The organism is Halorarius halobius, from assembly GCF_024298865.1.
In the GTDB taxonomy this organism is placed as follows: Archaea; Halobacteriota; Halobacteria; order Halobacteriales; family Haloarculaceae; genus Halorarius; species Halorarius halobius.
On sequence record NZ_CP101161.1, the window covers coordinates 3,663,660 to 3,688,465 of the forward strand.

The 24,806-nt window shown below is 70.1% G+C and carries 28 protein-coding genes and 1 tRNA gene; 16 read left to right on the forward strand and 13 right to left on the reverse strand.

The genetic code is table 11. The features are described from left to right. The first annotated feature begins 229 nt into the window (after positions 1–229). Positions 230–3,550, forward strand: coding sequence for a M14 family zinc carboxypeptidase (locus tag NL112_RS19260; RefSeq protein ID WP_255150471.1), 3,321 nt, complete (start codon positions 230–232; stop codon positions 3,548–3,550). Between the two features lie 24 nt (positions 3,551–3,574). Here NL112_RS19260 and NL112_RS19265 read toward each other — a convergent pair whose 3' ends face one another. The 7 genes from NL112_RS19265 to NL112_RS19295 form a co-directional block, all read right to left on the reverse strand. Further along, the gene (locus NL112_RS19265) at positions 3,575–4,336 is read right to left on the reverse strand and encodes a proteasome assembly chaperone family protein (protein WP_255150472.1); all 762 of its coding nucleotides are present in this window, start codon (positions 4,334–4,336) and stop codon (positions 3,575–3,577) included. Between the two features lie 24 nt (positions 4,337–4,360). Then, positions 4,361–5,167: an arylamine N-acetyltransferase family protein gene (locus tag NL112_RS19270; RefSeq protein WP_255150473.1), complete on the reverse strand. Its 807-nt coding sequence runs from the start codon at positions 5,165–5,167 to the stop codon at positions 4,361–4,363. Then, positions 5,167–5,433, reverse strand: a complete 267-nt coding sequence (locus NL112_RS19275; RefSeq protein WP_255150474.1) for a hypothetical protein — start codon at positions 5,431–5,433, stop codon at positions 5,167–5,169. Before NL112_RS19275 ends, NL112_RS19270 begins: the two co-directional genes overlap by 1 nt. A gap of 78 nt (positions 5,434–5,511) precedes the next feature. After that, complete coding sequence (locus tag NL112_RS19280) at positions 5,512–5,700, reverse strand: RNA-protein complex protein Nop10 (protein ID WP_255150475.1); 189 nt, start codon at positions 5,698–5,700, stop codon at positions 5,512–5,514. Next, entirely contained in the window at positions 5,697–6,497 is an 801-nt protein-coding gene (locus tag NL112_RS19285; RefSeq protein ID WP_255150476.1) for a translation initiation factor IF-2 subunit alpha, read from the reverse strand. Before NL112_RS19285 ends, NL112_RS19280 begins: the two co-directional genes overlap by 4 nt. Positions 6,498–6,573: 76 nt before the next feature. Next, on the reverse strand, positions 6,574–6,765 hold the full coding sequence (locus tag NL112_RS19290; RefSeq protein WP_255150477.1) for a 30S ribosomal protein S27e: 192 nt from the start codon (positions 6,763–6,765) through the stop codon (positions 6,574–6,576). Beyond that, complete coding sequence (locus NL112_RS19295; protein ID WP_255150478.1) at positions 6,765–7,046, reverse strand: 50S ribosomal protein L44e; 282 nt, start codon at positions 7,044–7,046, stop codon at positions 6,765–6,767. The genes NL112_RS19290 and NL112_RS19295 overlap by 1 nt, the downstream gene beginning before the upstream one ends. Before the next feature lie 109 nt (positions 7,047–7,155). Here NL112_RS19295 and NL112_RS19300 point away from each other — a divergent pair, with 109 nt between their 5' ends. Together NL112_RS19300 and NL112_RS19305 are read left to right on the forward strand one after the other, a co-directional pair. Next, entirely contained in the window at positions 7,156–8,520 is a 1,365-nt protein-coding gene (locus NL112_RS19300) for a hypothetical protein (RefSeq protein WP_255150479.1), read from the forward strand. Positions 8,521–8,564: 44 nt separating this feature from the next. Then, positions 8,565–8,831 (forward strand): HAH_0734 family protein, encoded by a 267-nt coding sequence (locus tag NL112_RS19305; RefSeq protein ID WP_255150480.1) that lies wholly within the window; start codon positions 8,565–8,567, stop codon positions 8,829–8,831. A 78-nt stretch (positions 8,832–8,909) separates the two neighbouring features. Here the strand turns inward: NL112_RS19305 and NL112_RS19310 are convergent, their stop codons facing one another. Beyond that, positions 8,910–11,183: a DUF2298 domain-containing protein gene (locus NL112_RS19310; protein WP_255150481.1), complete on the reverse strand. Its 2,274-nt coding sequence runs from the start codon at positions 11,181–11,183 to the stop codon at positions 8,910–8,912. Positions 11,184–11,295: 112 nt separating this feature from the next. Here NL112_RS19310 and NL112_RS19315 point away from each other — a divergent pair, with 112 nt between their 5' ends. The 3 genes from NL112_RS19315 to NL112_RS19325 all read left to right on the forward strand — a co-directional run bounded on the left by NL112_RS19315 (position 11,296) and on the right by NL112_RS19325 (position 12,656). Then, positions 11,296–12,057, forward strand: a complete 762-nt coding sequence (locus NL112_RS19315) for a glycosyltransferase (RefSeq protein ID WP_255150482.1) — start codon at positions 11,296–11,298, stop codon at positions 12,055–12,057. After that, entirely contained in the window at positions 12,054–12,521 is a 468-nt protein-coding gene (locus NL112_RS19320; RefSeq protein ID WP_255150483.1) for a GtrA family protein, read from the forward strand. Before NL112_RS19315 ends, NL112_RS19320 begins: the two co-directional genes overlap by 4 nt. 60 nt (positions 12,522–12,581) lie before the next feature. Then, positions 12,582–12,656 (forward strand) — tRNA-Met (locus NL112_RS19325). Between the two features lie 189 nt (positions 12,657–12,845). Here NL112_RS19325 and NL112_RS19330 read toward each other — a convergent pair. Beyond that, complete coding sequence (locus tag NL112_RS19330; RefSeq protein WP_255150484.1) at positions 12,846–13,538, reverse strand: type 1 glutamine amidotransferase domain-containing protein; 693 nt, start codon at positions 13,536–13,538, stop codon at positions 12,846–12,848. 57 nt (positions 13,539–13,595) lie between these two features. Next, on the reverse strand, positions 13,596–14,165 hold the full coding sequence (gene hpt / locus NL112_RS19335; RefSeq protein ID WP_255150485.1) for a hypoxanthine/guanine phosphoribosyltransferase: 570 nt from the start codon (positions 14,163–14,165) through the stop codon (positions 13,596–13,598). Between the two features lie 121 nt (positions 14,166–14,286). Here hpt and mbhE point away from each other — a divergent pair, with 121 nt between their 5' ends. Genes mbhE through NL112_RS19375 form a run of 8 tightly spaced genes read left to right on the forward strand, consistent with a single transcriptional unit; the run spans position 14,287 to position 20,759 of the window. Further along, a complete protein-coding gene (gene mbhE / locus NL112_RS19340) occupies positions 14,287–16,758 on the forward strand; it encodes a hydrogen gas-evolving membrane-bound hydrogenase subunit E (RefSeq protein ID WP_255150486.1) in 2,472 nt (823 codons plus the stop codon). Then, on the forward strand, positions 16,755–17,228 hold the full coding sequence (locus NL112_RS19345) for an MnhB domain-containing protein (protein WP_255150487.1): 474 nt from the start codon (positions 16,755–16,757) through the stop codon (positions 17,226–17,228). Before mbhE ends, NL112_RS19345 begins: the two co-directional genes overlap by 4 nt. Continuing rightward, positions 17,225–17,602, forward strand: a complete 378-nt coding sequence (locus tag NL112_RS19350; protein WP_255150488.1) for a sodium:proton antiporter — start codon at positions 17,225–17,227, stop codon at positions 17,600–17,602. Before NL112_RS19345 ends, NL112_RS19350 begins: the two co-directional genes overlap by 4 nt. Next, positions 17,592–19,148, forward strand: coding sequence for a complex I subunit 5 family protein (locus NL112_RS19355; protein ID WP_255150489.1), 1,557 nt, complete (start codon positions 17,592–17,594; stop codon positions 19,146–19,148). Before NL112_RS19350 ends, NL112_RS19355 begins: the two co-directional genes overlap by 11 nt. Continuing rightward, complete coding sequence (locus tag NL112_RS19360; protein WP_255150490.1) at positions 19,145–19,711, forward strand: Na+/H+ antiporter subunit E; 567 nt, start codon at positions 19,145–19,147, stop codon at positions 19,709–19,711. The genes NL112_RS19355 and NL112_RS19360 overlap by 4 nt, the downstream gene beginning before the upstream one ends. Continuing rightward, positions 19,704–19,985 (forward strand): MrpF/PhaF family protein, encoded by a 282-nt coding sequence (locus NL112_RS19365; RefSeq protein WP_434084191.1) that lies wholly within the window; start codon positions 19,704–19,706, stop codon positions 19,983–19,985. The genes NL112_RS19360 and NL112_RS19365 overlap by 8 nt, the downstream gene beginning before the upstream one ends. After that, complete coding sequence (mnhG, locus tag NL112_RS19370) at positions 19,982–20,326, forward strand: monovalent cation/H(+) antiporter subunit G (RefSeq protein ID WP_255150492.1); 345 nt, start codon at positions 19,982–19,984, stop codon at positions 20,324–20,326. The genes NL112_RS19365 and mnhG overlap by 4 nt, the downstream gene beginning before the upstream one ends. 40 nt (positions 20,327–20,366) lie before the next feature. Next, positions 20,367–20,759, forward strand: a complete 393-nt coding sequence (locus NL112_RS19375) for a DUF7383 domain-containing protein (protein ID WP_255150493.1) — start codon at positions 20,367–20,369, stop codon at positions 20,757–20,759. A gap of 6 nt (positions 20,760–20,765) precedes the next feature. On the opposite strand, the gene coaBC is transcribed toward NL112_RS19375, so the two are convergent. Continuing rightward, the gene (gene coaBC, locus NL112_RS19380; RefSeq protein ID WP_255150494.1) at positions 20,766–21,923 is read right to left on the reverse strand and encodes a bifunctional phosphopantothenoylcysteine decarboxylase/phosphopantothenate--cysteine ligase CoaBC; all 1,158 of its coding nucleotides are present in this window, start codon (positions 21,921–21,923) and stop codon (positions 20,766–20,768) included. An 81-nt stretch (positions 21,924–22,004) separates the two neighbouring features. On the opposite strand from coaBC, the gene NL112_RS19385 reads away from it, so the two are divergent. Beyond that, entirely contained in the window at positions 22,005–22,820 is an 816-nt protein-coding gene (locus tag NL112_RS19385) for an aldo/keto reductase (RefSeq protein ID WP_255150495.1), read from the forward strand. A 6-nt stretch (positions 22,821–22,826) separates the two neighbouring features. Here NL112_RS19385 and NL112_RS19390 read toward each other — a convergent pair whose 3' ends face one another. Continuing rightward, positions 22,827–23,567, reverse strand: coding sequence for an FAD-dependent oxidoreductase (locus NL112_RS19390; protein WP_255150496.1), 741 nt, complete (start codon positions 23,565–23,567; stop codon positions 22,827–22,829). Positions 23,568–23,662: 95 nt separating this feature from the next. On the opposite strand from NL112_RS19390, the gene NL112_RS19395 reads away from it, so the two are divergent. Further along, positions 23,663–24,175: an SRPBCC family protein gene (locus NL112_RS19395; protein ID WP_255150497.1), complete on the forward strand. Its 513-nt coding sequence runs from the start codon at positions 23,663–23,665 to the stop codon at positions 24,173–24,175. Here NL112_RS19395 and NL112_RS19400 read toward each other — a convergent pair. Further along, on the reverse strand, positions 24,169–24,798 hold the full coding sequence (locus tag NL112_RS19400) for a plastocyanin/azurin family copper-binding protein (RefSeq protein ID WP_255150498.1): 630 nt from the start codon (positions 24,796–24,798) through the stop codon (positions 24,169–24,171). The two genes, NL112_RS19395 and NL112_RS19400, sit on opposite strands and share 7 nt — an antisense overlap. Positions 24,799–24,806: the final 8 nt, after the last annotated feature.

The window sequence follows — 24,806 nt, forward strand, 5'->3', positions numbered from 1 at the left end:
TCTCTCGCCACCGGTCGACGCGGGAGTCGGGGAACGTGTCATGTAGCTGTTGCGAGCCCGAAGGTCGGGGACTCAGCCGGCTCCGGGCGGGTAGTCGGAAGCCGGCTATAGCCTGCGGTTTTTGCGCTATCGAAGGCGGGAACGACACCTTTTGACACTCTTGTCAGAAGCCTTTGTACGGAGTGTGCCACGCTGGAACGTATCGCGGACGCCAGTCCGCACATCCCCGATGAACCCGTTCGACGACACACCCATCTCCCGGCGCGACTTCGCCCGCCTGTCGACTGCGGCCGGCGCGGCGCTTGCACTGCCCGGAAACGCGACGGCGGACGCCGACAGCGAGGCGTTCGACGCGGAGTACCGCTACGTACAGAACCACACTCCTGCGGACCACTCGGTACCGACGCTGGTGACGTTCACCGACGCCGCAGGCCCGGCCTCGATGGACGAGGCCGTCGCCGCGGACGTACTGACGACGACCGACCCCCAGCCGGCGGCGTACGGTAAACTGACGACCGGACAGGCGCTCGCCGTCGCGGACCTGCCGAGCGCCGATAGCTTCCAGTTCTCCCCCGGCTCGAACCCGTTCTGGCGCATCGGCTACTACCCGCTGGGCGTGTTCCCGGAGGCAGAACGCTCCGTCGACTTCGTCGGCTTCGAGCAGCTGAAGGACGGCCTCGACGAGCTGGAGGCGCGCTACCCCAACCGAGTGCGCATCGAGCAGATGGCCGGCGACGGACAGTCGCCCGGCCACCTGAACAACGTCACCGGCCGCGACGACCCCAAGGAGATGCTGGTGGCCGAGGTGACGAACTACGACAGCGAGGCCACCTTCGAGGAGAAGGAGAAGGTGTTCTACTCCTGCTCGCTGCACGGCCTCGAACGCGCCGGCGCCGAGGCGGGCGCCCGCATCATCGAGAACATCGCGCGCGACGACCAGTTCGCGCGGGGCCCCGACGAGTCGAAGCAGTCCGTCACCGAACTGCTCGACGACGCCGTCCTCATCTTCGGCTTCACGAACCCGGACGGCTGGGCCGTCCGCAACCCGCAGTACGACTCCGGCTGGCAGACGAACGGGCCGGGCGCGACGAGCGTCGGCGGACAGACGGCTCCCCGCGTGCCGGCCGCACCGCTGTACGAGCGCGGCAACGCCGAGATATACGACACGAACCGCCAGTATCCGGCCGTCGGCTGTATCCTCCCGACCCACTACCCCGCCGACCCGGAGACGGTCGAGAACAACGAGCGCGGCCGCATCACGGAGGACAACGTCCCCGACGCGCTCGCGGTGGTCGAGCACTTCCGCGAGTACGAGAACCTCAACTACGGTGCGGACCTCCACGGCGGCCCCGTGTTCAACGAGTTCGTGCTCGGGCTCATCTCGCAGGACCAGTACAACACCCGCGAGATGCACGAGACGTACGAGATGTGCCGCGTCATCGACGACGTGCTGGAGGAGGAACTCACCGTCTGGGAGGAGGCGGGCAACCTCAAGCAAGAGGTGCTGGGCGACCAGACGCTCGGCGTGCTGTTCGGCGTCCTTCCCGAGGAGGCGTTCGACTACGCCGGCATCTTCGACACCATCGGCTACAACGTCAGCGGCGCGATGCTCGACTGGATGTCCCACCCCGAGGAACTCGGCGGCCTCGGGATGACGACGCTCGACTTCGAGATGGCGTTCTCGCACATGACCGGCGGGAACGTCTACAACCCCGCCCTGCTCGACATGGAGGTGCGGGGCTACCGTACCGCCATCCGCACCATCGCGCGGTTCGCCGTCCAGAACTCCGACACGCCGACCACCGACGACGAGTTCTCCGCGACGACGAAGACGTTCTCGACGGAGAGCGACCCCGAGCGGGTCGCGTACGTCACCACCGGCGAGGTGGGCACGGCGGACGACGCGCTCCGTCGCCACTCCGGTACGCTCGACTTCGACGGCGACGGCGTTCCCGAGGGACCGGACCCCGACGAGGTGTTCGGCCAGTCGGTCACGAGCGAGACGCTGTCGGCCGGCGAGACGCTGACGGCAACCCACACCGTCGAGGAGTCGGGGCTCCACTCGCTGTACGCCCACCCCCACACCCAGCAGGCGTTCCTCGACCTGGAACTGGTCGCACCCGACGGCTCGGTGGCGGCCGACTTCGAGGCCGTCGGCGACGAGCGCGCCGGCGGGATGTGCTGTGGCCACCCCGAGTTCGTCGTCTCCGAGCCGGAGGCCGGCGAGTGGACCCTCCGGATGACGAACGTCGCCGAGGAGGCGACGGCCGTCGACACGCAGTTCGCCACGCTCGCGGCGACCGGCACCAACCCGGACCCGGTTCCGGCGGTCGGCTACGCCCAGCGCGCCTACGACGTGTCGCCGTTCCGCTTCTTCGAAGACTACGCCGACTCCATCCCGGCCGACGACCCGGGCGTCGTCGAACCGGTCACCGTCGACGACGTGGCCGCCGGCGCGCTCGGCGACTACGACCACGCGGTCGTCATCCACGACTACGGCGCGAACGGCGACGCCGGCTACGTCGGCGCGAGCGACGGCCCCGTCGGCTACCGGCCCGCGAGCAGTCCCGCGCCCGGCGAGACGGTCGACGGCTACGTCGACGCGCTCGACGAGTTCGTCGACGAGGGCAACAACCTCGTGTTGACGGACATGGGCGTGAATCTCCTGTCTGAACTCGACAACACGGTCGTCTCCGGCGTCGCGGACGACGACGTCTCGACCACCGAGTACGTGCTCGGGAAGGTCGGCTCGAAGAACCTCGACCACCGGCTGATGACCGACGTGCGACCCATCCAGGGGCAACTGCTCAAGGCGCCGCCGCTCGGCTACACGCCCGGCTCCGAGGGCGCGGCCGCCGGCGAGTTCCCGATGCGGCTGGTGACCGAGAGCGCGTTCACCGACGCCGGGGCCGACGGCGAGGCGAGCGTCGCCGCCACCACCGGCGGCGGGGTCAGCGCCGGCTCCATCACGACTGACGGCGCCACCGGCGTCCACGTCATCTCGTCGCTGTTGCCGCCCGCAACGCAGAAGAACCTCCACCCGTTCGGGCTGGTCGACTACGCGCCGTCGTTCCTCGGCTACCTGCTTCTCACCTCGGCGCTCGGCTTCCAGCAGGTGCGCACCACGGCCGAGGACGCCGACGGGACGCGGTACGGCGCCGGACCCGCCTCGGGCGGCGGTGGCGGCGACACACCACTCTCGGCGTCGGGGTCGCGCACCGACGACGGCTCCGTCCACCGCGCCGGCATGCTCAACGAGGTCGAGGTGACGCTCGACTCGTTCGACGGCGCCAGCGAAGTGACCGTCACCGACTCGTTCCCCCCGTCCTGGGAGATGGTCGAGAGCCCCGACGGCGCCACCGTCGACGGCGAGGCCGGCACCATCGAGTTCGCGTCGACCACGGAGGCGACGACGTTCAGCTACATCCTCCGGGCGCCGGACTCCCCGAACAGCTACACCTTCGGTCCGGCCGTCGCGGAAGCCGACGGCACGACCGTCGAGTTCGGCGGCACCACCACCGAGTTCGTCGTCCCGAACCCCAGTCCGTAGCCGCGGGGGCGGCCGCGCGGCCCGCTACCCGATGTACCGCAGGTCGTCGTCGCTCGGGGCGGCGCCCTGCTCCATCTCCTGCATCTTCGCGACGACCTCCTCCATCTCCTCGGCGCGGTCGTCGAGCGCGCCGTAGCCCACGTCGAACGCCAGCAGGTCGCCGAGCGCGTCCAGCACCGCCCGCGCGCTCTTGGGGTCGACCAGATAGCCGGAGGTCTCGCCCATCAGACACGCCGCCGGCAGGCCCCGGCGCTCGCCCAACCCGAGAACGAGCCCGGAGACGCCGACGATGCCGCCCGCAGGCTCGTCCTCGCGGAACTCCACACCCACGTCCTCGAGGTCGTCGACCAGCGCTTCGTCGTTGGTCGCGCCCAGCACCGCGTACTCCTCGATGAGTTCACCCGTCGGGACGCCCCCGAGCGCGAACGCCCGCTCACAGCCGAACTCCTCGGCCACGTCGAGCAGGCGGTCGGTGAGGTGGTAGTGGCCGGGGCCGTCGCCCGCCTGGTGGTCGCCGGTCAACACCAGCATGTCGCGGGCGCCGTCGTCGCCCGTTGCGGTGACGGCGTGGAACTCCGCGCACGCGAGCGTCGTCGTCCCGTCTTCGACGGTCACCTGCGGCGGGAAATGCGTCGAATACACCCGTGCGACCAGTTCGCCGTCGAACTCCTCGAGCAGGTGCTCGGCGGCGAGTTTGCCCACGTGCCCGACGCCCGGCAACCCCTCGACGAGCACCGGGTCTGTCAGGTCAGGGTCGGCGTGCCGCTCGATGTCGAACTCGTCCATGCGTTCCGTTGGTTCGCGCCCGACTTAAGTGCGGTTCGGTCCCCGCCGGCCCAGCGCGACGCCGAACTCGCGGGCCAGCACGTCGTGCCACTCGTCGGGCGCCACCTCGCGTTCCGTCCGGTCGGCGTCCGCGACGGTGACGAGCGTCTCCGGGTTCAGTTTCCGGTAGCCGTCCGACGTACTGACCGCGACGACCGGTTCGCCCGTGAACGGCGACTCGGGGGCGGTGGCGAGATACTCGCAGGTGGCCGCGAAGAACGAACGGGGCCGGTGGCGGTCGGCGAACACGAACCGGTCGGTCCAGTCGTCGCCTTCGCGGTACTGGACGAGGTAGTCGCAGTCGGGCCGGTCGCTGGGGCGGACCCGCCAGTCGACGCCCGTCGGGTCCGTCCGTGCCGTGCCGTCCAGCGGTACGGGGCCGCGGGGGCGAGGCACGCCCATCCCCACGTCGACGACGTAGCGGCGGTCGAGGTCGACGACGTGGGTGAGGTGGTCCGCGGGCGGCGAGGGGTCGCCGTCGTCGCCGAGCATCATCGAGGCGACGCGGGTGGGCTCGTAGCCGAGGTCGTCGAGCAGCCAGCCGAACAGGCCGTTGAGTTCGTAGCAGAAGCCGCCGCGGCGACGCTCGACCACCTTCTCGAAGCAGTCAGCGGGGGCAAGCGAGACGCCGCGGCCGGCGCGCTCGCCGTGCGGGTCGTCGGCGGTGGCGAGCGTCTCGAACGGGACGGTCGTGGCGTGGGCGGCGACGAGGTCGGATAGCGTCTCGCGGTCGGCCGTCTCGACGGCAGAGGGGTCGAGGCCAATCCGCGCGAGGTAGCGGTCGGCGTCCATCAGGCCTCGACGCAGACGCCCGCGGCGTCGACGCAGACCTGTCGGGTACGACCCTCCTCGCGACGACGGCGCAGGCGGCGACGGACGTGCCGGCGGACGGCACCGGCGGCGCGGACGGCGACGACCGCGCCCGCGACCATCGCCGAGGTGGTCAGCGGGTTCGCAACGGCCGCAAGCGACGCCGCGAACAGGGCGACGACGGCGACGGCCGCGGCGAGCGTTCGACCGGGACTGTACGTCGGCCGGGGGTGGCGGTTCGGCTTCATCACATCCGAACGGAGGGGCGCCACCCCCTTAGTGGTAATCTGAATGATATTTTTGTAAGCCGACGTACTGAAATCGAGTTAAGCAGAGTCGCGGTGGCGGCGGCGGAGGCGGCGGCGGTACTCGCCGTGGGGGTCCTCGGGGTTGAACGGGGCGGGTGCGCTGTTCACCGCGTCCGCGCCGCAGTCGGGGCAGGTCGACCCCAGGGTGTAGACGGGCCGGTCGTGGGCCCGCTCCCACTCGCTACAGACGCGGATGTCGGAGGTCATTCCTCGTCGGTCTTGCGCTCGCGGTGGAACGAGCCCTCGCCGCCCGCGGCCTCGATGGCCTCCTGGGCGCGGGCCGCGCTCTCCTCCAGTTGGCTCTCGGCGGTCTTGTAGTTGGGCGCCTGCACGCGGATACGGTACTCGGGGGCGCCGACGTACGTCACTTCGAGGTCGACCTCGTCGGGCACCTCGCCGTTGCCCTCCGCGGCCTGGAGCGCCTCGCGGACGTCCTCGACGCCGTCCGGGTTCGGCGAGGAGAGGTCGACGTAGCCCGTGACGGTGACGTACGGGACGGAGACGTTCTCGCGGGCGGTGTCGACGACGGCCTCGACCTCGTCGTCCGAGAGGTCGGTGCTCTCCAGCGCCTCGGGGCCGTGGATGGCCGCGGCCTCGAAGCCGGCGTACATCGACCCGTACTCGGCGAGCAGTTCGTTGGCGACGCCCGAGAACTTCTCGTCGGAGACGTCCTCGCCGAACGCCAGTTCCATCCACTTGTCGGCCTTCTGCTCGTTCTTCCACTCCTGTATCTTGTCGGAGCGCTGGTGGTCGTTGACGTCCTTGATGGAGAGGTCGACCTGCTGGCTCGACTCGTTCACCTCGAGCACCTTGCAGACGACGACCTGCCCGACGTTGACGTGGTCGCGGATGTTCTTTATCCACCCGCTGGCCACCTCCGAGACGTGGACGAGGCCGCGTTTGTCCTCGTACTCGAGCATGTCGACGAACACGCCGAAGTCCTCGATTTCGTCGACCTCGCCGACAACCAACTCGCCCGGCTCTGGCCAGCCGCTGTATTTCATACCCGTCTCTAATTACGTGGCCGGGTTAAAGCGTTCGCTACGGTCGGAGCGCGCCGAGAGAACTGAGAGCGGCCGATTACGCCAACTGCTCGTCGGAGCGGTCCTCGACGACGTCGAGGAGTTCGCCCTCGACGGCGGCGAGGCCGCCGGTCGGCCGCGCGAGCGTGTGGCCACACACCGCGCAGGCCACCTCGGTCGAGGCCTTGCCGAACACGGTCTGTTCGTTCTCGCAGTCCGGACACCGGACGGTGACGAAGTCCCCCGCCATTATTCCTGGAACTCCAGCCGACCGGCTCTCCATCCCTCGCGGAGATGCGCCTTGCCACACTCGGCACACCGGTACCGCAGGTTCGTCTTCTTGGTGGGTTTGTCGCCACCGGGCACCTTCGAGAAGCGGCCGGCGTTCCCGATGACCGACTTCGCGCGACGGGTGCGGCGCGCGTCCCACTTCGTCCCCGACGAGCGGCCCCGGCGGACCTTCTCCACCTCGTGTTCGTGGTGGGTGTTGCAGTGCGGACAGTACGTGTTGAACCGGCGTGGCATCTGCATGGTTGTTGTCGGCGGTAACGCGCCCCCGGTTAAAACGCCGTTGGTTTCGCGGGCGCGAGCGGGCCGGCGCCCCACAAGACGTTTACCGGTCGCTGGGCAGGCCTCGGCCGTGCAGTCGAGCCCTCCACCCATCCGTTTCAGCGGCCGGCGACGCGCCGCGTCGCTGGTCGTCGTACTGCTGGTCGCGCTCCCGCTCGTCGCCCCCGCCGTCGCCAGCCCCCAGCCCGACGCCGCCTGCGACGTCTGCGGACAGAAGTTCGAACGCGGCGCCGAGGAACTCGGCGTCAGCGTGAACGTGACTCACAGCACCGCCGACGTGTATCTCGACGGCGGCGGCGCGGCGACGTGGGTCGTCCGTAACCGCCTGACACCCGACAGCGCCGCGAGATTGCGCGGGAACCCCGAGCGCGTCGACGCCGTCGCGGCCGCCGCCTTCGAGACGTACCCCGAAGGCCCCGTCGAGAACCCGACGGGACTGACCGCGACGCTGTCGAACCGGACGGTCACGATACGCTACGACCACGACGCCCCCACCGACCGGACCGCCGGCGTCACGCTCGTCGAGTACTTCGACACGGACGGCTACGACTACTGGTACGTCGTCAACGCCGACCGCCTCACCGTGGTCGCCCCCGAGGGGACCCGCGTGACGAACGACCCCGCGGAGGCCACCGTCGACGGCCGGAACGTGACGTGGCGAGGCGGGAGCGAGGAGCTCTGGAGCGGTCCCTCGCTCACCGACGGCGAAGCGCGGGTCGTCTACGCCGACGCGGACGCGAGTCTCCCGGGAGTCCGGACGACCGCGGCACTGTGGGCCGACGTCCTCCCCATCTACCTCGACAACATCCGGACGTTCCTGGTGCCGACGGCGCTCGCGTTCGGCCTGCTCGCGGCTGGCGGTCTCACCGTCGCCCGGTACGGTGGGTCGCGCGTAGACCCCGAGACGGCCGGCCGCGCGGTCGCTGGGCTCGGCGTCGCGGCGACGCTCGCGGCGCTCGTCGGCGGCGTCGTCTGGGAGTCGACGAACAACGCCGCGGCGCTCGTTGGCCTCACCGGCCTCGCCGTCCTGCTGGGCGGCGTCGCCGTCGTGCGCCCGCGCTGGCTCCGGACGGCTCGCGGTGCGGCGCTGACCGGGGCCGCCGCCGCGCTCGGCTGTGCCGGCGTCGCAACGCTCGGGTCGTGGGTCACCCTCGCGGGACCGGTGCCAGCGACGGCGGGTGGGCTCGTCTCCTGGTGGACGTTCCTGCTCCCGGTGGCGCTGTCGCCCGCCGCCGGCCTGCTGGTCGCCCAGGGGCGACCGGTCGCCGGATGGGGGCTACTCGTCGCCGCGCTGGTCGTCGCCGGAGCGGTCTTCCTCCCGGTGGCGACGCGACCGTTCGGACTGCTCCTGTTCGCCATGTTCGCGGGCGCGGCGCTTGCGGCCGTCGCGGCGACGCCGCTCGCGACGCTGGGCGCGTCGTTCGCCCGTGACTGACCCCCTTCGAAGCGCTTAATGGCCGGGTTTCCGAAGCGACGGGCATGAAGCGGCTCATCATCCACGGGGACCCCGGCATCCGCAAGGACGGCATCATCGAGGTGGACGGCGAGGAGTACTACTGTTTCTCCGTCTCGCGACAGGGCGACTGGCACGGCCCCGACGAGGTGCAACTGTGGTGTACGGTCGGCTCCGAGGACGAACTCGAGACGTTCGAGCGCCGCGACTTCATCCCGATGCATCTCGACGTGGAAGCCGTCGACGCCGGCGCCGTCGAGGTCATCAAGGCGAAGGGCGACCTCGCGGTATAGACACCCACCGTTCTGCACCTCGCTCGTCGCGGCTGAACCGCATCACGCCTCCGCCGCTCGGCGGATGCTCCGAGCGACTCAGCCCGACGACCCCAACCGCTCTTGCTCCACCTCGAGTAGTACCACGTCGCCGTACCGACCCTCGACGCTCACGCCGTCGACCTGCTGGACCGTGATGTCGCCGTACCGGGCCCGCTCGGCCGGGCCGACGTACACGTACTCCACGTCGTACTCCGCGAGCAGTTGCCGCTGTGTGGTCGCCTCGCCCGTGTAGATGGCCCGGGTGTCGGTCACCCGCCGGTCGTACGCCTCCTGGGAGCGGTACTGCGCCTCGTGGAACCAGCCGGCGACGGTCGGGAGGCCGGTCAGGCTGGCGGGGGCGCTTGCGCCCTTCCCCTCGCTTGGTCGCCAGTAGTAGCCGGCGGGCGCGGCGGTGACGATGTGGGGTCGGCCCTCCTCGCGGTCGAGCCGCCGGATGGCCTCGGCCTCGCCGGGGTGGCGGACCTCGAGAAACGCCGTCGCGTCGAGCGTCGGTCCAACCTCGTTGGCGGTCGGACTGCCGCGGTCGAAGTGTTGCGGGAGCGCGAACCCGGCGTACAGTGACGTGGAGAACAGCAACAGCACCGCGAGCGCGCGCCCGAACCGTCGCCACGTCGCCGCGTTCGGGGTCGACAGCGAGGAGCGGCCGGCGTCCGCGAGACGCGCCAGCACCACGCCCGCGGCCGGCGCCCACAGCACCCACACCTGGAGATACGACTTGAACACCGTGTTCAGCCGGTTGCCGGGGCCGTACTGCGGTTCCAGCACGTACGCGAACTCGACGAGCAGGACGATGCCCGCGCCGGCGACGACGAGCAAGGTCTCGAAGCCGGCGTCGCGACGGTCGCGCAACAGGAGCCAGCCGACGACGAGGACGGGCCCGAACAGACCGACCGCGGCGGCGTCGACGAGCACCGACGCGGCCAACAGCGCGACGGCGGCCGCGAAGGCGAGTGCCGGGCGCTCGAGGCCGGTGGCGGCCCGACGCGCGAGATACGGGACGAACGCGAGCAGGAACGCGCCGTGGACCACCAGTAGCCCGCCCAGCCCCGAGCGTGGCGGGAAGAACGCGACCGAGCGGCTGGACGCCGTTCCGAGCCAGAACGGAACGGCCCACACGATGGCGAGAACGACCGTCAGCGCCGCCAGCGCCAGCGCCACGCCGTCCCTGACGAGTTCGTTCCGCACCGTCAGCGGGTCGCCGTCGGGAATCGCGTCGGCCACGCGCTCGGGCAACAGCGACCGGGCGCTGGCCGGTGCGAGCGCGAGCGTCAGGAACGGCAGTCCCAGCGCCGCCGTCGCGAACGACCAGGTGTTGACGACGGCCATGAAGCCGGCGAGCGGCGGCCACAGCCCGAACACCAGCAGGCGACGCCGCCGGAGTTCGGTCGCTGGCGTGCGCCAGTAGGCGTAACAGAGCGCGGCAAAGAGAAGCATGAACCCCGTCGAGGTCATGTGCGCGTGCAGGTCGCCGTTGAGCCACGAGAACAGCGGAAACTCGTTGATGGTGCCCGAGATGACGCGGCTTGCCGACCAGTAGGAGAACGACTCGGGCGTCCACTGGAGCCCCTCGGAGGTCGCCCCCGTACTGCCGACGAGCGACCGCGCGACCCCGCTCGGGAACAGCCACAGCAGGACCTGGCCGACGGTGTAGAGGTTGGATGCCACACCCGCGAAGAAGGCCCCGACGCCCGCGGCGAGTCGCCGGGGGGCGCCGTGGTCGGCGGCGACGTTGCCGGCAAGCCCGTACGCGCCGGTGACGAGCATTGCGTAAAAGCCCGCCAGCGCGAGGTTGTAGGCGTAGGCGGCCGGCGTGAACGTGAGACGCGCCAGAAGCGACGCGACGAGGTGGCCGCCGTAGTAGTATTTGACCGGCTTTCCGGCGAACCACATGTCCTCCGGCGGGAGCCGGGACGCGCGCAACAGCGACTTCAGCAGGCCGTAATCGAGGAACTTCTCGCCGCCGAGCGGGTTCACCGCCGGGTCGACCGCGCGGATGGCGACGACCAGCAGGAACGCAAGCGAGAAGACGACGGCGACCTCGGCGTAGCTCCGGCGGTCTATCTCCACGGTGCGGCCGGCGTACAGCGACGCGGCGACGAGGACGACGACACCCGCCAGCAGGGCGACGTAGCCGAACCGGAGGTGGCCGACGAGATAGCCGACGACGCCCAGCGTCGCCAGCGCCGCCGCGAACGAGAACGCCGCACCCCGGTCGTGGAAGCGAGGGAACAGCGCCGCGACCACGGGGAGCGCGACCAGCCCGAGAACGAGGAAGACGGCGAGCCAGACGACGACGTAGCCGTACTGCATCACCGGTACAGCCGGGAGCGTCGGCCATACTTCTTTTGGACTCCGGGCGTGGGGGACAGCGGTCTCGCCCGGAGTCGAACCGCTTTTGCCGTCCGACGCGGACTCACGGGGTATGGACCGGTCGCTGGGCGTCGTGGTCCCCGCCTACCGCCCGGACGTGGACCGCCTCCGTGAGTACGTCGCGGCGGTCCACGACCGCCTCGACCCCGACGCCGTCCGCGTCGAACTCGACGCGCCCAGCCGCGCCACCGTCGACGCGCTGGCGAATATCGACGCCGACGTGGCGACGGTGCCGTACCGCCGCGGCAAGGGCGCGGCCGTCACCGCGGGGTTCGAGGCGCTCGCGACCGACCGGCTGTGTTTCCTCGATGCCGACGGCTCCACACCCGTCGACTCGGCCGCACGGGTCGTCGACGCCCTCGACGGTGCGGACCTCGCGGTCGGCTCCCGGCGCCACCCCGACGCCGAGGTGCGGAGCCACCAGACCGTCGCCCGGCGATTCCTCGGCGACGGGTTCGCGTGGGTCGCCCGCCGCCTGCTGGACGCGGACCTCTACGACTACCAGTGTGGCGCGAAGGCCATCTCCGCGGCGGCGTGGGACGACGTGCGCCAGCATCTCTACGAACCCGGCTTCGCGTGGGACGTGGAACTGGTGGCGATGGTCGCGGCGCTGGGCTACGAGGTGGCCGAAGTGCCCATCGCGTGGGAGGACCGCCCCGGGTCGACCGTCTCGCCCGTCAGCACCGCGGTCGACATGGGGCGGGCGCTGTTCGTCGCTCGCCACCGCGCCAAGCGACTCCAGGACAGTCGACTGCACGACGCGCTCGCGGCGACGCGCGACCAACCGATAGCGCTCGTCGACCGGGACCGATGAGCGTCGTCGACCGCCTCCAGGCGCGACTGCGGGCGCTGGCCCGCGTCGACCGCATCGGCCAGTTCGTCTCCGTCGGCGTCGCCGGCGCGTCGCTGGAGACGGCCATCGTGTTCCTGCTGACGGGGCTGTGGACGCTCCAGCCGCTCCCGGCGAAGGCCGTCGGCGCGGAGGCCTCCATCACGCTGATGTTCCTGTTGAACGACCAGTGGACGTTCGCCGACGAGGGCGAGGCGGGGCTGGTGTCGCTGGGCCGCCGCTACCTCAAGTCCCACGTCGTCCGTCTCGGGGGGCTGGCCGTCGCCTTCGCCACGCTGTACGTGCTCACCTCGTGGACGGACGTGCGACTCGTGGTGGCGGGCGCGAACCTCTGGCCGACCGTGGCGAACGTCGTCGGCATCGGGGTCGGGATGACCCTCAACTACGTCGCCGAGAGCCTGCTCACCTGGCGCGTCCACGCGCGGTAAGATTCCACAGGCGGCACGGCAATCACAACCCTTATTCATGCCACCCGAATACGGAGAGGTAGCGGGTTGGGATAGCCAGGAGATTCCGCCGGGCTCATAACCCGGAGACCGGTAGTTCAAATCTACCACCCGCTACTTCTCCGAGGGAGTAACGCCGCGAGGCTCGGGCTCGCGGCTCCGTCGACCGAGTGAAGTCGCCCGTGGAGATTCGAACCAGGGAGCGACCAGCGGGAGCGACCGTGGTTCAAATCTACCACCCGCTACGTCTCGCGTGAACTACGCTGGGAGCCTCGTGCTCGCGGCTCTCGTAAACCCGCTATCGCGTCAGGCTTCGGGTGCGTCGATACCGAGCTCCGAGAGCAACGTCTCGGCCGCGGCCGCGGACGACTCCGGCCCGCGGGCGGTCACGAGGTCGCCGTCGACCGTGACCGACGTATCGCTGTCGAGTTCGGCGTCCCAGTTGCCGCCGGCGGCCTCCACCTCGTCTTCGACGAGGTAGGGGAGCTTCCGGCCGTCGGGCATCAGGTCGTCGGCGTCGACGATGCCGTCCTCCCACTCGTTAGGGAACCCGGTCACGTCGCGGCCGTCGACGAGGAACCCGCCGTCGGAGTCACGCGTGAACCCGAGGATACCGACCGCGTGACAGACGACGAGCGCCGTCCCGTCGCCCTCCACGGCGTCCCGGAGCAGGGCGCGGGCGTGTCGGTCCTGGTTCACGTCCCACTCGGTGCCGTGGCCGCCGGGGAACACGACCGCGTCGTGCCCGTCGGCGTCGACCGCGGCCAGCGGCTCCGGGTCGTTCAGCCGCGGGTCCGTCTCGTGGACGCCCGCGACCCACTCGGCCGTCTCCTCGCCGACCTCGTCGGGGTCGACCGAGCGGTCGTCGATGACCGGTTCGCCGCCCGACGGCGTAGCGACGGTGATGTCGACCCCCGCCTCGTCGAGCGTGGTCAGCGGCTCGATGCATTCCTCGCCCCAGTAGCCTTCCTCGCTGACGACGAACAGTGCGGATGCCATCGCTCGATGGTAGGTGCGTGAGACGGGTAAAAGGGGAGGGCGCGACGGTCCGCCGGTTCAGTCGTCGCCGTGTTCGTCGACGACGACCACGTCGCCGTCGACGACGTCGACGTTGATGAGCGTCTTCGCCCGGTGGTTCGACTCGTCGAGTTTGTTCTCGCCGCCCACCTTCTTGATGACGGCGACGATGTCGACGACGTCGGCGCCGATGTCGTCCAGCGCGTCGACGATGGCGCTGAGCGTGCCGCCCGTCGAGAGCACGTCGTCGAGCACCAAGACGCGGTCGCCCGCCTCGACGTCGTTGATGTACATCTGCGACTCCGAGTAGCCGGTCTGCTGGAACAGCGGGGTCTCCCCCTCCAGCCCGTACTCGCGTTTGCGGATGACGACCAGCGGGATGTCGGTCATCAGCGACACCGCGGTGGAGATGTGGATGCCCATCGCCGCCGGCGTGACTATCTTGTCGACGTCTTCGAGGCTCGCCTTCCGGATTATCTTCACGACGATTTCGCGGAGGAGCGACGGCTCCAGCATCGGCACCCCGTCGCTGATGGGGTGGACGAAGTAGTGGTAGCCGTCTTTCTCGACTATCGGGGCGTCCCGGAGCGACTGGGCGAGTTTGTCCATGTCGCCGGTGGGTCGGGGGTGGGGTAAAAACTGACGGAAGGACCCAGCCCGGGGGGAGTCGCTCGCCGCTCGTTCGCCTGCTTTGAGAAGCTTAAAGTCCGCCGCGGGCACCGTTCCGGGCGTGCAACCGAGTCCCGCCGCGCTCGTGGCCGCGCTCGCGCTCCCGTTCCTCGGCGCGGCCGTCACCCCGCTCGTCTATCGCCTGCTGGGCGAGCGGACCGCCTACTACGCGGCGGCCGTCGCGGCCGCGTCGTTCGCGCTCGTCGCCGGCCAGTACGGGGTCGCGCTCCACGCCGACCCCGCCTCCAGCGGCGTCGCCTTCGAGTGGATTCCCGCGCTCGGCGTCTCGCTGTCGTTCTACCTCGACGGACTCGCGCTTCTCATCTCGTTTCTCGCGTCCGGCGTCGGCGTGCTCGTCTTCGTCTACTCCGGCGGCTACATGCACGGCGAACCGGGGCAGAAGAAGTACTACGCCACCCTGCTCGCGTTCATGGGGTCGATGCTCGGGGTGGCGCTGGCCGCCGACCTCGTCGCGCTGTTCGTGTTCTGGGAACTCACCTCCATCACCTCCTTCCTGCTCATCGGCCACTACCAGCGGACCGACTCCGGCCGCTACGCCGCCCGGAAGTCGATGCTCATCACCGTCTCCGGGGGGCTGTTCATGCTCGTCGGCTTCCTCGTGCTCGCGTTCGTCTCCGGACAGTCGCCCGAACTCGCGCGGACGTTCACGCTCGTCGGGAGCCCCGACTCGCTGATAGCCAACGCCGAAACCGTCCGCGCGGCGCTGGAATCGCGGGGGCTCCTCGTGCCGGTCATCGCGCTCGTCACCATCGGCGCGATGGCGAAGTCCGCACAGGTGCCGCTCCACATCTGGCTCCCGAACGCGATGGAGGCACCCACCCCGGTGTCGGCGTTCCTCCACTCCGCCACCATGGTCAAGGCCGGCGTCTACCTCGTCGGCCGGTTCCGCCCCCTGCTGTTGGCGGAGGCCGCCACCCCCGACTGGATGCTCGTCGTCGCCACCCTCGGCCTCGTTTCGATGACGATAACCGCGATGCTCGCCGTCGGCGCGACGGACATCAAGGAACTGCTCGCGTACTCGACGGCGTCGCATCTCGGCCTCATCATCGCGGGCTACGGACTGGCGACCGTCTACGGCGCGGAGACGGGCGCGTTCCACATCCTCAACCACGCCGTGTTCAAGGCGACGCTGTTCATGGTCGCGGGCATCGTCGCCCACGAGGCGGGTACCCGCTACATCCCCGACATCGCCGGCCTCCGGAAGGAGATGCCGATAACGGCCGCCATCACCGCCGTCGCCGCGCTGGGAATGGCGGGCGTGCCGCCGTTCAACGGCTTCTACTCGAAGGAACTGCTGTTCGAGGCGACCTACGAAATCGCCCACCAGCTCGGCGGCCTGTTCTGGCTCTACCCCGCGATTGCGGTGTTCGGGAGCGTGTTCACGTTCCTCTACTCGATTCGGTTCCTGATGCTGTTCTTCGGCGAGAAGCCCGACGACCTGCACGCTCACCGGCCGCCGTGGCCGATGCTCGCGCCGCCGCTGCTGCTCGCGGGAATCGCGGCCGTCATCGGTCTCGGCGGGGTGACCGGCACGCTCGGGTTCCATCTCACCCCGCTGGAGGAGTTCGTCGCGGCGGTGACCGCATCGAGCGCCGGCCCCGAGTTCCACGGGTTCTCCTACAAGTTCCCGACCTCGCTGTCGCCGTACGTGCTGATGAGCGTCGTCACCATCGTCGTCGGCGCCGCGGCGTACCCGTTCTACGACCGCCTCCACCGCGGTATCCGGCGGGCGCGAGCGGTCCCCGTGACGAGTCCGAACTGGTACTACAACACGGCGGTGACCGGGGCGAACAGCCTCTCGGTGCGGACCGCACGGGTCGTCCACAGCGGCGTCCTCCGCCGGTACGCCTACCCGGTGCTGGCGTCGGTCTGCGCGCTCGCGCTCGGCGGCTATCTCGCCGCGGGGGCGACCCTTCCCGGGTTCACCGGGTTCACGGCCAGCATGCCCGTCGCGCTCGTGTTGCTCACCGCTGTGCTGGGCGCCGTCGCCGTCGCCGTCGCCGGCTCGCACATCGCGGGCGTGCTGACGCTGTCCATCCTCGGGTTCATGGTGGCGGTCTTCTACGTGCTGGCGGCCGCCCCGGACCTCGCGCTCACGCAGTTGGTCATCGAGACGCTGGTGCTGGTCATCTTCCTGCTCGTGCTCGACCGCCTGCCGTCGTGGTACGGCGAACTGAAGCGGCGACAGGTGGCCGCCGACGTCGTGCTGTCCGCGACGGTGGGCGTCACCGTGTTCGTCACCGTCCTGCTGTCGACGGCCGCCTCGCCCGACGATGGCATCGCGCAGTTCTTCATCGAGACCGCGCCCGTCCCCGAGGAGCACGGCCGGTGGATACTCGACGCGGGCGGCGGCGGCAACATCGTCAACGTCATCCTCGTCGACTTCCGGGCGTTCGACACGCTCGGGGAGATAACGGTGGTGGCGATGGCGGCCCTCTCGGTGCTGACGCTCATCGGGATGCGACAGCGCGGGGAGCGGGGCCCCGGCGACGACGGAGGTGAGCGCGCGTGACACAGAAGCGCGAGCCGACGGTCATCGCCCGCACCGTCACCCGCACAGTCGTCCCGCTCATCCTGGTGACGGCGCTCGCCCTGCTGTTCCAGGGTCACAATCTCCCCGGCGGCGGGTTCATCGCGGGCGTGCTCACCTGCACGGGCGTCGCGCTCACGTACGTCATCTACGGCCGGGAGTTCCTCGGCCGCGAACTGCTCGGAGTGGAGGCCGGCGGCCCGGAGGTTCTCGAAGGGTTGCCGCGGCTGTACGCCCGCCTGTTCGCGGTCGGACTCGCCGTCGCCGTCACCGCGGGCCTCGTACCGATGCTCCTCGAGTTCCCGTTCCTGACGCAGGCCGTGTTGTTCCTGAAAGGCGTCCCCGTCTACGGCACGTTCGAGGTGGCGTCGGCGTTCGCGTTCGACCTCGGCGTCTACTTCGTCGTCGTCGGGGGACTGCTCACTATCGTCTCGGTGGTGGGAGCTGAATGACACAGTACGTGCTCGCGGTCGTGCTCGGCTTGCTGTTCGCGTTCGGGACGTTCCTCGTCCTGCGGCGCGACCTGGTGCGCGTCGTCTGGGGCGTCACCATCATGTCGCAGGCCACGAACGTCTACCTCGTCACGATGGGGGGGCTCTCCGGAAGCGTCCCGGTCGTCGCCCACGGCGCTCACGGCGGCGGTGGGAGCGTGACCGACCCGCTGGTGCAGGCGCTCGTGTTGACGGCCATCGTCATCGGGTTCGGGACGACGGCGTTCGCGCTCGTGTTGACCTACCGGGTGTACGAGGAGCACGGCACCATCGACCTGGAGGAACTGGGCGACTACGAGGCCGACCCGCTCGGAGGTGAGAACGATGGCGCCTGACCACGTCGTCCTCGCGCCGCTTCTGGCGGCGCTGGCGACCGCGGTGCTCGCACTTCTGGTCCGACCGTACCCCCGCGTCCAGCGGAGCGTGAGCCTGCTCGGGGGCGCCGGCTACGCCGTCGCCGTCGCCGTCCTGTTCCAGCGGGTCACCGCGGGCGGCACGCTCGTCTACCAACTGTCGAACTGGGACGCGCCGTTCGGCATCGTCGCCGTCGCGGACGCCCTCTCGGTGTTCATGCTCGCGCTGTCCGCGGCCGTCGCCGTGCCGGCGCTCGTCTTCTCGGTGCGGTATCTCGACGACGACGACCAGACGCTGTCGTACCACGCGCTGTTCCACTTCATGCTCGTCGGCGTCACCGGGTCGTTCCTCACGGGCGACATCTTCAACCTCTTCGTCTGGTTCGAGGTGATGCTCATGTCCTCGTACGTGCTCGTCGTGTTCTACTCGGGGCCGGAACACACCAAGGCCGCACTCCAGTACGCGGTGCTCAACCTCGTCGGGAGCGCCGTCATGCTGGTCTCCATCGGCGGTATCTACTCGGTGACCGGCACGCTCAACATGGCCGACATCACCCGTCGGCTGGCCGCCCCCGCGGAGTACGGCATCGCGGAATCGGTGCCGGCGGTGCTGGGGCTGTCGGCCGTTCTCTTTGCCGTGTTCGCGCTGAAGGCCGGCATCGTCCCGTTCCAGTTCTGGGTGCCCGCCGCCTACCGGGCCGCGCCCGCCCCGGTGACGGCGGTGCTGGCCGGCGTCGTCAAGAAGGTGGGCGTGTACGCCATCGTCCGACTCTACTTCACGGTGTTCGCCGCCGCCACGCTCCCCGTCTCCCTGCCGTTCGTGTCGGGCGACTCGTTCCTCGCGTTCTTCGGGCCGGTGCTGTTCGTGATGGCCGCCGCGAGCATCCTGTTGGGCGGCGTCGGTGCGGTCAACCAGCCCGACATCGACGGCCTGCTCGCGTACTCCTCCATCGGCCAGGTCGGGTTCATCATCCTGCCGCTGGCGGTGGGCGCGACTGTGCCCGCCGTCCGGGAACTCGCGATTGCGGCCGCGCTGGTGTACGCACTGAACCACGCGCTGGCGAAGGGCCTCCTCTTTCTCGCGTCGGGCGCGACGTTCCGGGGCGTCGGCTCCGACCGGTTCGACGTCCTCGGGGGACTCTCCGAGCGAGACCCGTGGCTGGCGGGTGCGTTCTTCGTCGGCGCGCTCTCGCTGGTCGGGATTCCGCCGCTGTCGGGCTTCTTCGGCAAACTGCTCGTGTTCGACGTGGGCGTCCGCGCCGAGTCGACGCTCCTTCTGGCCGCGGCACTCGCCGGCGCGGTGTTCACCATCGCGTACTTCTCGCGGGCGTGGAACCGGGCGTTCTGGGGCGAACCGGTCGCGTACGACCGCGACGCGCCGCTGGTGGCCGTCGTCGTCCTGCTGGCGGCTGTCGTCGTTCTCGTGGGCGTCGGCTTCGACCCCGTGATGGACGCCGCACGCCGTGCCGCCGAGGCGGCCGTGAACCGAAGCGAGTACGTGGACGCGGTTCTGGGGGTGAACCGATGAGAGCGCGCAAGTGGCCGCTCCTCGGACTGATGCTCGCGGTGCTGTGGCTGTTCGTCAGGGGCGTCCACCTCGACGCCGTCGTCGGCGAGTTCCTCATCGGTCTCGCCGTCGGGATGCCCGTCGCGTACGTCCTGCGCCGGTTCTACACCGAACGGGTCCACGTCGGCGGCTCCCTGCGCTCGATACCGTGGATACTCCGGTATCTCGCGGTGTTCATCTACGAACTGCTGACCGCGAACGTCGACGTGGCCTACCGGGTGCTCCACCCGAGCCTCCCCATCGACCCGGACGTCATCGCGGTCCCCCTGCGAGTGGAGTCGGACGCGGCGATAACCACCATCGCCAACTCCATCACGCTCACGCCGGGGACGCTGACGATGGACCACGACAGCGAGACGAACACGCTGTACGTCCACGCCATCGTCGGCGACGTCGACAGCGTCGTCGCGCCCATCCGAACGTGGGAGGATTACGCGCTGTACATCTTCGACGAGGACGCGAGCCCCTCGGACCCGGCACCGGCGGCCCGGAGCGGCCGCGAGCGGGGTGGTCGCCGTGAGTAGCCCCCTGCTCGACGCGGCCGTGCTGGTCGGCCTCGTCGTCTCCGCGCTGGTGACGCTGGGGGCCGGCTACCGCGTCATCCGCGGCCCGACGACGCCCGACAGGGTAGTCGCGCTCGACACCATCGGCACGAACGTCGTCGCCATCGCGGTGCTGTACGCCATCGACCAGGGCCGTGGGCTGTTCGTCGACGTGGCGCTGGTGCTGGCCATCATCGGGTTCATCAGCACCATCGCCGTCGCACGCTACGTCACGGAGGGTGACATCATCGAATGATCCGAGATTACGCCACCATCGCGCTCATCGCCGTCGGGGCGTTCTTCCTCGTCGTGGGGACCGTCGGCCTGCTCCGCCTGCCGGACGTCTACAACCGGATGCACGCCACCTCGAAGGCCACCACCCTTGGGGCCGCGAGTATCTTCCTCGCCGGGTTCGTCCAGTTCGGGCCGACCGGCGCGGGCCTCGTCTGTCTGGTCGGTATCGTGTTCCTGTTCCTGACCGCGCCGACGGGCGCCCACGTCGTCTCCCGGGCCGCCCAGCGGATGGGCGTCGACTTCGCGGGCGGCGTGGTCTGGCCCGGCGGCGACAGCGAGGACGTCGACGACCCAACCGAGTAGCCGCACAACCTCTTTGGCTACCGACGTTGACGGGCGCGCCATGGCCCGCCACCGCGCCAACTACGCACTGCTCCCCGTCCTGGAGCATCTCGGCCCCGACAGCGGGAGCCTCGACGTACCGTGGGCGACGTTCGTCGGCGACCGCTCCTCGCGGCTGACGTTCTCGGTGCCGACCGCCGACCCCACCGACGCCTACCTCGAACTGCAGGCGTACGACGTGGACACGTACGGCCACGAGATACACGTCAACGGCACCGCCCTCTCGGGGTTCGACGTGCCGCCCGGCGACGGCTGGCAGTTGTGGCTCGACGCCGTCACGGACGCCGACCTGCACGCGGGCGAGAACGAGGTCCGGGTCCACCGCGACACGGCGAGCGAGGACGCCTTCGCCGTCGGCAACGTCGTCGTCCACTGGCGAGAACCCGTCGAGTGAGCCGGCTCAGTCGTCGAGTTCGCCCGCCAGTTCCTCCGCGAGTCGGAGGCCGAGTCCCGTCTTCGTTCCGGCGTACTCGGTGACGCGGTTCGGGCGGACGAACAGGACCCGGGTGTCGTCGGCGCCGAGCACGTCCGAGCGGTTGGCGACGACGAAGGCGAGGGCCGTCCGGTCGAGCTGTTCGCGCGCCTTCTCGACGAGCGCCTCGTCGTCGCCGGCCGTCTCCAGTTTGAAGCCGACGATGGGCAACTCGGGGTGCGCCTCGCGCACGCTGTCGATGAGCTTCGGCGTCGCCTCCAGCTCGAGCGTGAGGTCCTGTCCGGAGCGTATCTTCTCGTCGCTCGCGGCGACCGTGTAATCGGAGATGGCCGCCGCCGACACCAGCGCGTCCGCGTCGCCGGCGTGGGCCTCGACGGCGCCGAGCATCTCCGCCGCGGATTCGACCTGCTCGACGCGGGCGTACGGCACCTCGGGGCCGTCGTGGACCAGTACCACGTCGGCGCCGCGGACGTAACAGCCCCGCGCAACCGCCCGGCCCGTGCGGCCCGACGCGCGGTTCGTGATGGTCCGCACGGGGTCGATGGCCTCGCTGGTCGCGCCGGAGGTGACGACGACGGTGCGGCCGTCCAGCGGCGAGCCACCGACCGCCCGGGCGGTCTCCGTGACGATGGCCTCCTCGGTGGCGATCTTCGCTTTCCCCTCCTCGACGCGCGGCTCAACGAACGCGACGCCCCACTCCTCGAGCGTGTCGAGCGAGTCGAGGACGCCGGGGTGGTCGTACATCGGCTCGTGCATCGCGGGGGCGACGACGACGGGGACGCCCTGTCCGAGCGCGACCGTCGCGCAGGTGGTGACGGTCGTGTCGTCGACCGCGTGGGCCATCTTCGAGCAGGTGTTCGCCGTCGCGGGCGCGAGCAGGAACACGTCGGCCCAGCCGTCGTCGCCGAACAACTCGACGTGCTCGACGGCGCCGGTTATCTCGGTGACGACGGGGTTGTCGGTGGCGAACTCCAGGGCCCACGGGTGGAGGATGCCGCGCGCGCTGTCGGTCATCACGGCCCGCACCTCGGCGCCGTGTCGGCGGAGTTCGTGTGCGAGTTCCACCGTCTTGACCGCCGCGATGCTGCCCGACACGCCCAGCGCGACGTTGGCGCCCTCCAGCATACCTGAGGGGTGGAAGCCACGGGTATTCAGTCTTCGGCGTCGGGTCGGTAGCTTCTTTGCCGTCCTCGGCGCGCTCCCGACATGGTCATCGCCGACTCTCCGGTCCCCCGCCTCGGACTCGGGACCTGGCAGAACACCGAGTTCGAGCAGTGCCGCGACAGCGTCCGAACCGCTCTGGAGATGGGTTATCGACACGTCGACACCGCCGAACTGTACGACAACGAGGAGCCAGTCGGCGCCGGCATCGAGGCCGCCGACGTGCCCCGCGAGGAGGTGTATCTGGCGACGAAGGTGCTCCACCCCCGCCACGTCGAGGGCGACCCCACCCGCGCGTCCATCCGGGAGGCGGTCGACGGCTGTCTCTCGCGGCTCGGCGTCGACAGCGTCGACCTCATGTACGTCCACTGGCCCGTCGACTACGACCTCGACGTGGTCCACACGACGCTCGCGGAGCTCCGCGACGAGGGGCGTATCGACGACGTGGCCGTCAGCAACTACACCCCTGACCACGTCGAGCGGGCGCTGGACGTCGACCCCGACGTCGTCGCCAACCAGGTCGAACTCCACCCGTTGCTCCCGCAGGCAGAGCTCCGCGAGTTCTGCGCGGAGGTTGGCGTCGACGTGGTCGCGTACGCACCGCTCGCCCACGGCGAGGTGTTCGACGTGCCCGAACTCCAGCGGGTGGCCGACGACCACGGCGTCAGCGTCGCACGGGCGACGCTGGCGTGGCATCTCGCACACGGCGTCGCGGCGGTGCCGAAAGCGACCGGCGAGGAGCATATCCGCGACAACTGGGCCGCGCGGACGCTCGACCTCCCGGAGTCGGACGTGGCGGCCATCGACGACATCGACCGCCGCGAGCGGTTCTTCGACTCCGACTACGCGCCCGACTGGTGAGCGGGGCTACTCGTCGTCCGCGACGGACGGGTGCATCGTCGGCGGTTCGTCCTGTGGCTCCGCGAACGCCTCCCGCAACCGCTCCAGCGACGCCTGCTCGCGCTGTTCGCGTTCCTCCGCGCTTATCTCCTCACAGCCCGGCGGTACCTCGCGACCCCGGTCGGTGAAGTAGCCCTCGGGCGCGACCCAGTCGTGATAGAACGGCTCGTCGCTGTCGTCGATGAGCGTCAGCGCCACCTCCGCGCCGTGGCCCGCCGCGACGACCGTCTGGTGGGGTTTCTCGGCGACGCGGCCCGCCGCGTACAGCCCGTCGACGCCCGTGCGCCCGAAGTCGTCGACGTCGACGTACGTCTTCGAACCGCGCTTCGTGAGCCCCACCCCGTCCAGTTCCGCGAGGTGGTCGGTGTCGGACCACGACGCCACGACCGCGTACGCCGTCGAGAGGTCCGACTCGCCGTCGGCGTCCTCGACGCGGAGCCGGAGCCCCTCGTCCGTCTCCGTCAGTCGGGTGACTCGCGCCTCGCGGAAGTCGACGCCGTTCTCCTCGGCCTGCTCGCGCACGAGCGAGAGGAACGTGCGAGCGTTCACCCCCAGCGGGAACCCGGGGACGTTCTCGAGGTGGGCGTTCCGTGCGAGTATCGACTCCCCGTGGTCGACGACGAGCGTATCGAGGCCCGCGCGGGCCGTGAAGATGGCCGCGGTCATCCCCGCCACGCCTCCGCCGACGACTGCGACGTCCGTGTCCATACCGGGGGTCGGCGGCCGGGGATTACCAAGGGCACGGTTCCGCTCCGGCCTCGAACCGTCGGAACCCTTAGGGAGCGACCGTCCGAACGCGCTGTGTGGACGCAGTCGAGGTTACCACCGTCGTCTATCTCCCCCGGGAGGAGGTGTACGAGTTCCTCACCGACTTCCCGGGATACGCGCGGTACTCGAAACATCTCGACGGCGTCGACCAGTACGGCGACGGCTCGCCGGGCACCGAGTACGCGCTCCACTTCACGTGGTGGAAGCTCTCCTACACCGCCCGCTCGGAGGTGACCGCGACCGACAAGCCCGCCCGCATCGACTGGCGGCTGACGAAAGACCTGAAAGCGACCGGCTACTGGGCCATCGAATCGGAGGTCCCCCCCGACGACCGCGACGTGGCGACGCGGGTCCGGTTTCGCGTCGAGTACCACCCCGACACTGCCAACGAGGACGCCATCAGCCTCCCGCGATTCGTCTCCTGGGACTGGCTGTTCGAGAAACTGGAGCCGAAGGTGCGCGAGGAAGCCGAGCGTGTCGTCCGCCGCATCGTCCGCGACCTCGAAGGCGAGGCGCGGCCGGTCGAGTTGGAAATCGAGACCTACTGATCGTAGTCGCCGCCGTAGCGCATCAGGAAGTACGCCAGCCCCAGCGTCGACGCCATGCCGATGACGGAGGCGATGCCGAGCGTGCGGGCGCTGTCCGGCACCGGCGGCGGGCCGGCGTCCGGCGCTGGCGTCGATATCTCCTCGACCACCTCGACGGTGCCGAGCATCCCCGCGGTCCGGTGGGGTTCACAGGCGTACTCGTAGGTGCCCAGCGTCTCGAACGTGTGGGAGTACTCGTAGCCGGTGTCGTACAGCGTGCTCGCGCCGCCCTCTGTGCCGCCCCAGTCGGCCCCCTCCGGCTGGGAGTCGACCACGATGTTGTGGCCGTCCGACTCCCAGACGAAGTTGACGGTGCTTCCGGGGGTGACGGTGACCGTCTCCGGTTCGAACACGAGGTCCCCGCCCGGACCGACGATGACCTCCTTGGTTAGTCCGCCGCCGCCCGAGCCCCCGGGTGTAGCGGTCTCGTTGCCGCCGGGCGTCGAGGTGGTCGTGCTCGTCGTGTTCGTGGCGTTACCCTCCTGGGCCGCCGCGGATCCGGCGGCCGCGGAGGCCGCGGTCGCGCCGGTGGCCGCACGGAGGAACCCACGGCGACTGACCGACGACGTGTCGTCCGCGCTCATACCCCGAC

Excerpts from the sequence above, each read along its gene's own strand:
- NL112_RS19260 (WP_255150471.1), top strand. The coding sequence starts at position 230 with ATGAACCCGTTCGACGACACACCCATCTCCCGGCGCGACTTCGCCCGC.
- NL112_RS19265 (WP_255150472.1), bottom strand. The coding sequence starts at position 4,336 with ATGGACGAGTTCGACATCGAGCGGCACGCCGACCCTGACCTGACAGAC.
- NL112_RS19270 (WP_255150473.1), bottom strand. The coding sequence starts at position 5,167 with ATGGACGCCGACCGCTACCTCGCGCGGATTGGCCTCGACCCCTCTGCC.
- NL112_RS19275 (WP_255150474.1), bottom strand. The coding sequence starts at position 5,433 with ATGAAGCCGAACCGCCACCCCCGGCCGACGTACAGTCCCGGTCGAACG.
- NL112_RS19280 (WP_255150475.1), bottom strand. The coding sequence starts at position 5,700 with ATGACCTCCGACATCCGCGTCTGTAGCGAGTGGGAGCGGGCCCACGAC.
- NL112_RS19285 (WP_255150476.1), bottom strand. The coding sequence starts at position 6,497 with ATGAAATACAGCGGCTGGCCAGAGCCGGGCGAGTTGGTTGTCGGCGAG.
- NL112_RS19290 (WP_255150477.1), bottom strand. The coding sequence starts at position 6,765 with ATGGCGGGGGACTTCGTCACCGTCCGGTGTCCGGACTGCGAGAACGAA.
- NL112_RS19295 (WP_255150478.1), bottom strand. The coding sequence starts at position 7,046 with ATGCAGATGCCACGCCGGTTCAACACGTACTGTCCGCACTGCAACACC.
- NL112_RS19305 (WP_255150480.1), top strand. The coding sequence starts at position 8,565 with ATGAAGCGGCTCATCATCCACGGGGACCCCGGCATCCGCAAGGACGGC.
- NL112_RS19310 (WP_255150481.1), bottom strand. The coding sequence starts at position 11,183 with ATGCAGTACGGCTACGTCGTCGTCTGGCTCGCCGTCTTCCTCGTTCTC.
- NL112_RS19315 (WP_255150482.1), top strand. The coding sequence starts at position 11,296 with ATGGACCGGTCGCTGGGCGTCGTGGTCCCCGCCTACCGCCCGGACGTG.
- NL112_RS19320 (WP_255150483.1), top strand. The coding sequence starts at position 12,054 with ATGAGCGTCGTCGACCGCCTCCAGGCGCGACTGCGGGCGCTGGCCCGC.
- NL112_RS19330 (WP_255150484.1), bottom strand. The coding sequence starts at position 13,538 with ATGGCATCCGCACTGTTCGTCGTCAGCGAGGAAGGCTACTGGGGCGAG.
- hpt (WP_255150485.1), bottom strand. The coding sequence starts at position 14,165 with ATGGACAAACTCGCCCAGTCGCTCCGGGACGCCCCGATAGTCGAGAAA.
- NL112_RS19350 (WP_255150488.1), top strand. The coding sequence starts at position 17,225 with ATGACACAGTACGTGCTCGCGGTCGTGCTCGGCTTGCTGTTCGCGTTC.
- NL112_RS19355 (WP_255150489.1), top strand. The coding sequence starts at position 17,592 with ATGGCGCCTGACCACGTCGTCCTCGCGCCGCTTCTGGCGGCGCTGGCG.
- NL112_RS19360 (WP_255150490.1), top strand. The coding sequence starts at position 19,145 with ATGAGAGCGCGCAAGTGGCCGCTCCTCGGACTGATGCTCGCGGTGCTG.
- mnhG (WP_255150492.1), top strand. The coding sequence starts at position 19,982 with ATGATCCGAGATTACGCCACCATCGCGCTCATCGCCGTCGGGGCGTTC.
- NL112_RS19375 (WP_255150493.1), top strand. The coding sequence starts at position 20,367 with ATGGCCCGCCACCGCGCCAACTACGCACTGCTCCCCGTCCTGGAGCAT.
- coaBC (WP_255150494.1), bottom strand. The coding sequence starts at position 21,923 with ATGCTGGAGGGCGCCAACGTCGCGCTGGGCGTGTCGGGCAGCATCGCG.
- NL112_RS19385 (WP_255150495.1), top strand. The coding sequence starts at position 22,005 with ATGGTCATCGCCGACTCTCCGGTCCCCCGCCTCGGACTCGGGACCTGG.
- NL112_RS19390 (WP_255150496.1), bottom strand. The coding sequence starts at position 23,567 with ATGGACACGGACGTCGCAGTCGTCGGCGGAGGCGTGGCGGGGATGACC.
- NL112_RS19400 (WP_255150498.1), bottom strand. The coding sequence starts at position 24,798 with ATGAGCGCGGACGACACGTCGTCGGTCAGTCGCCGTGGGTTCCTCCGT.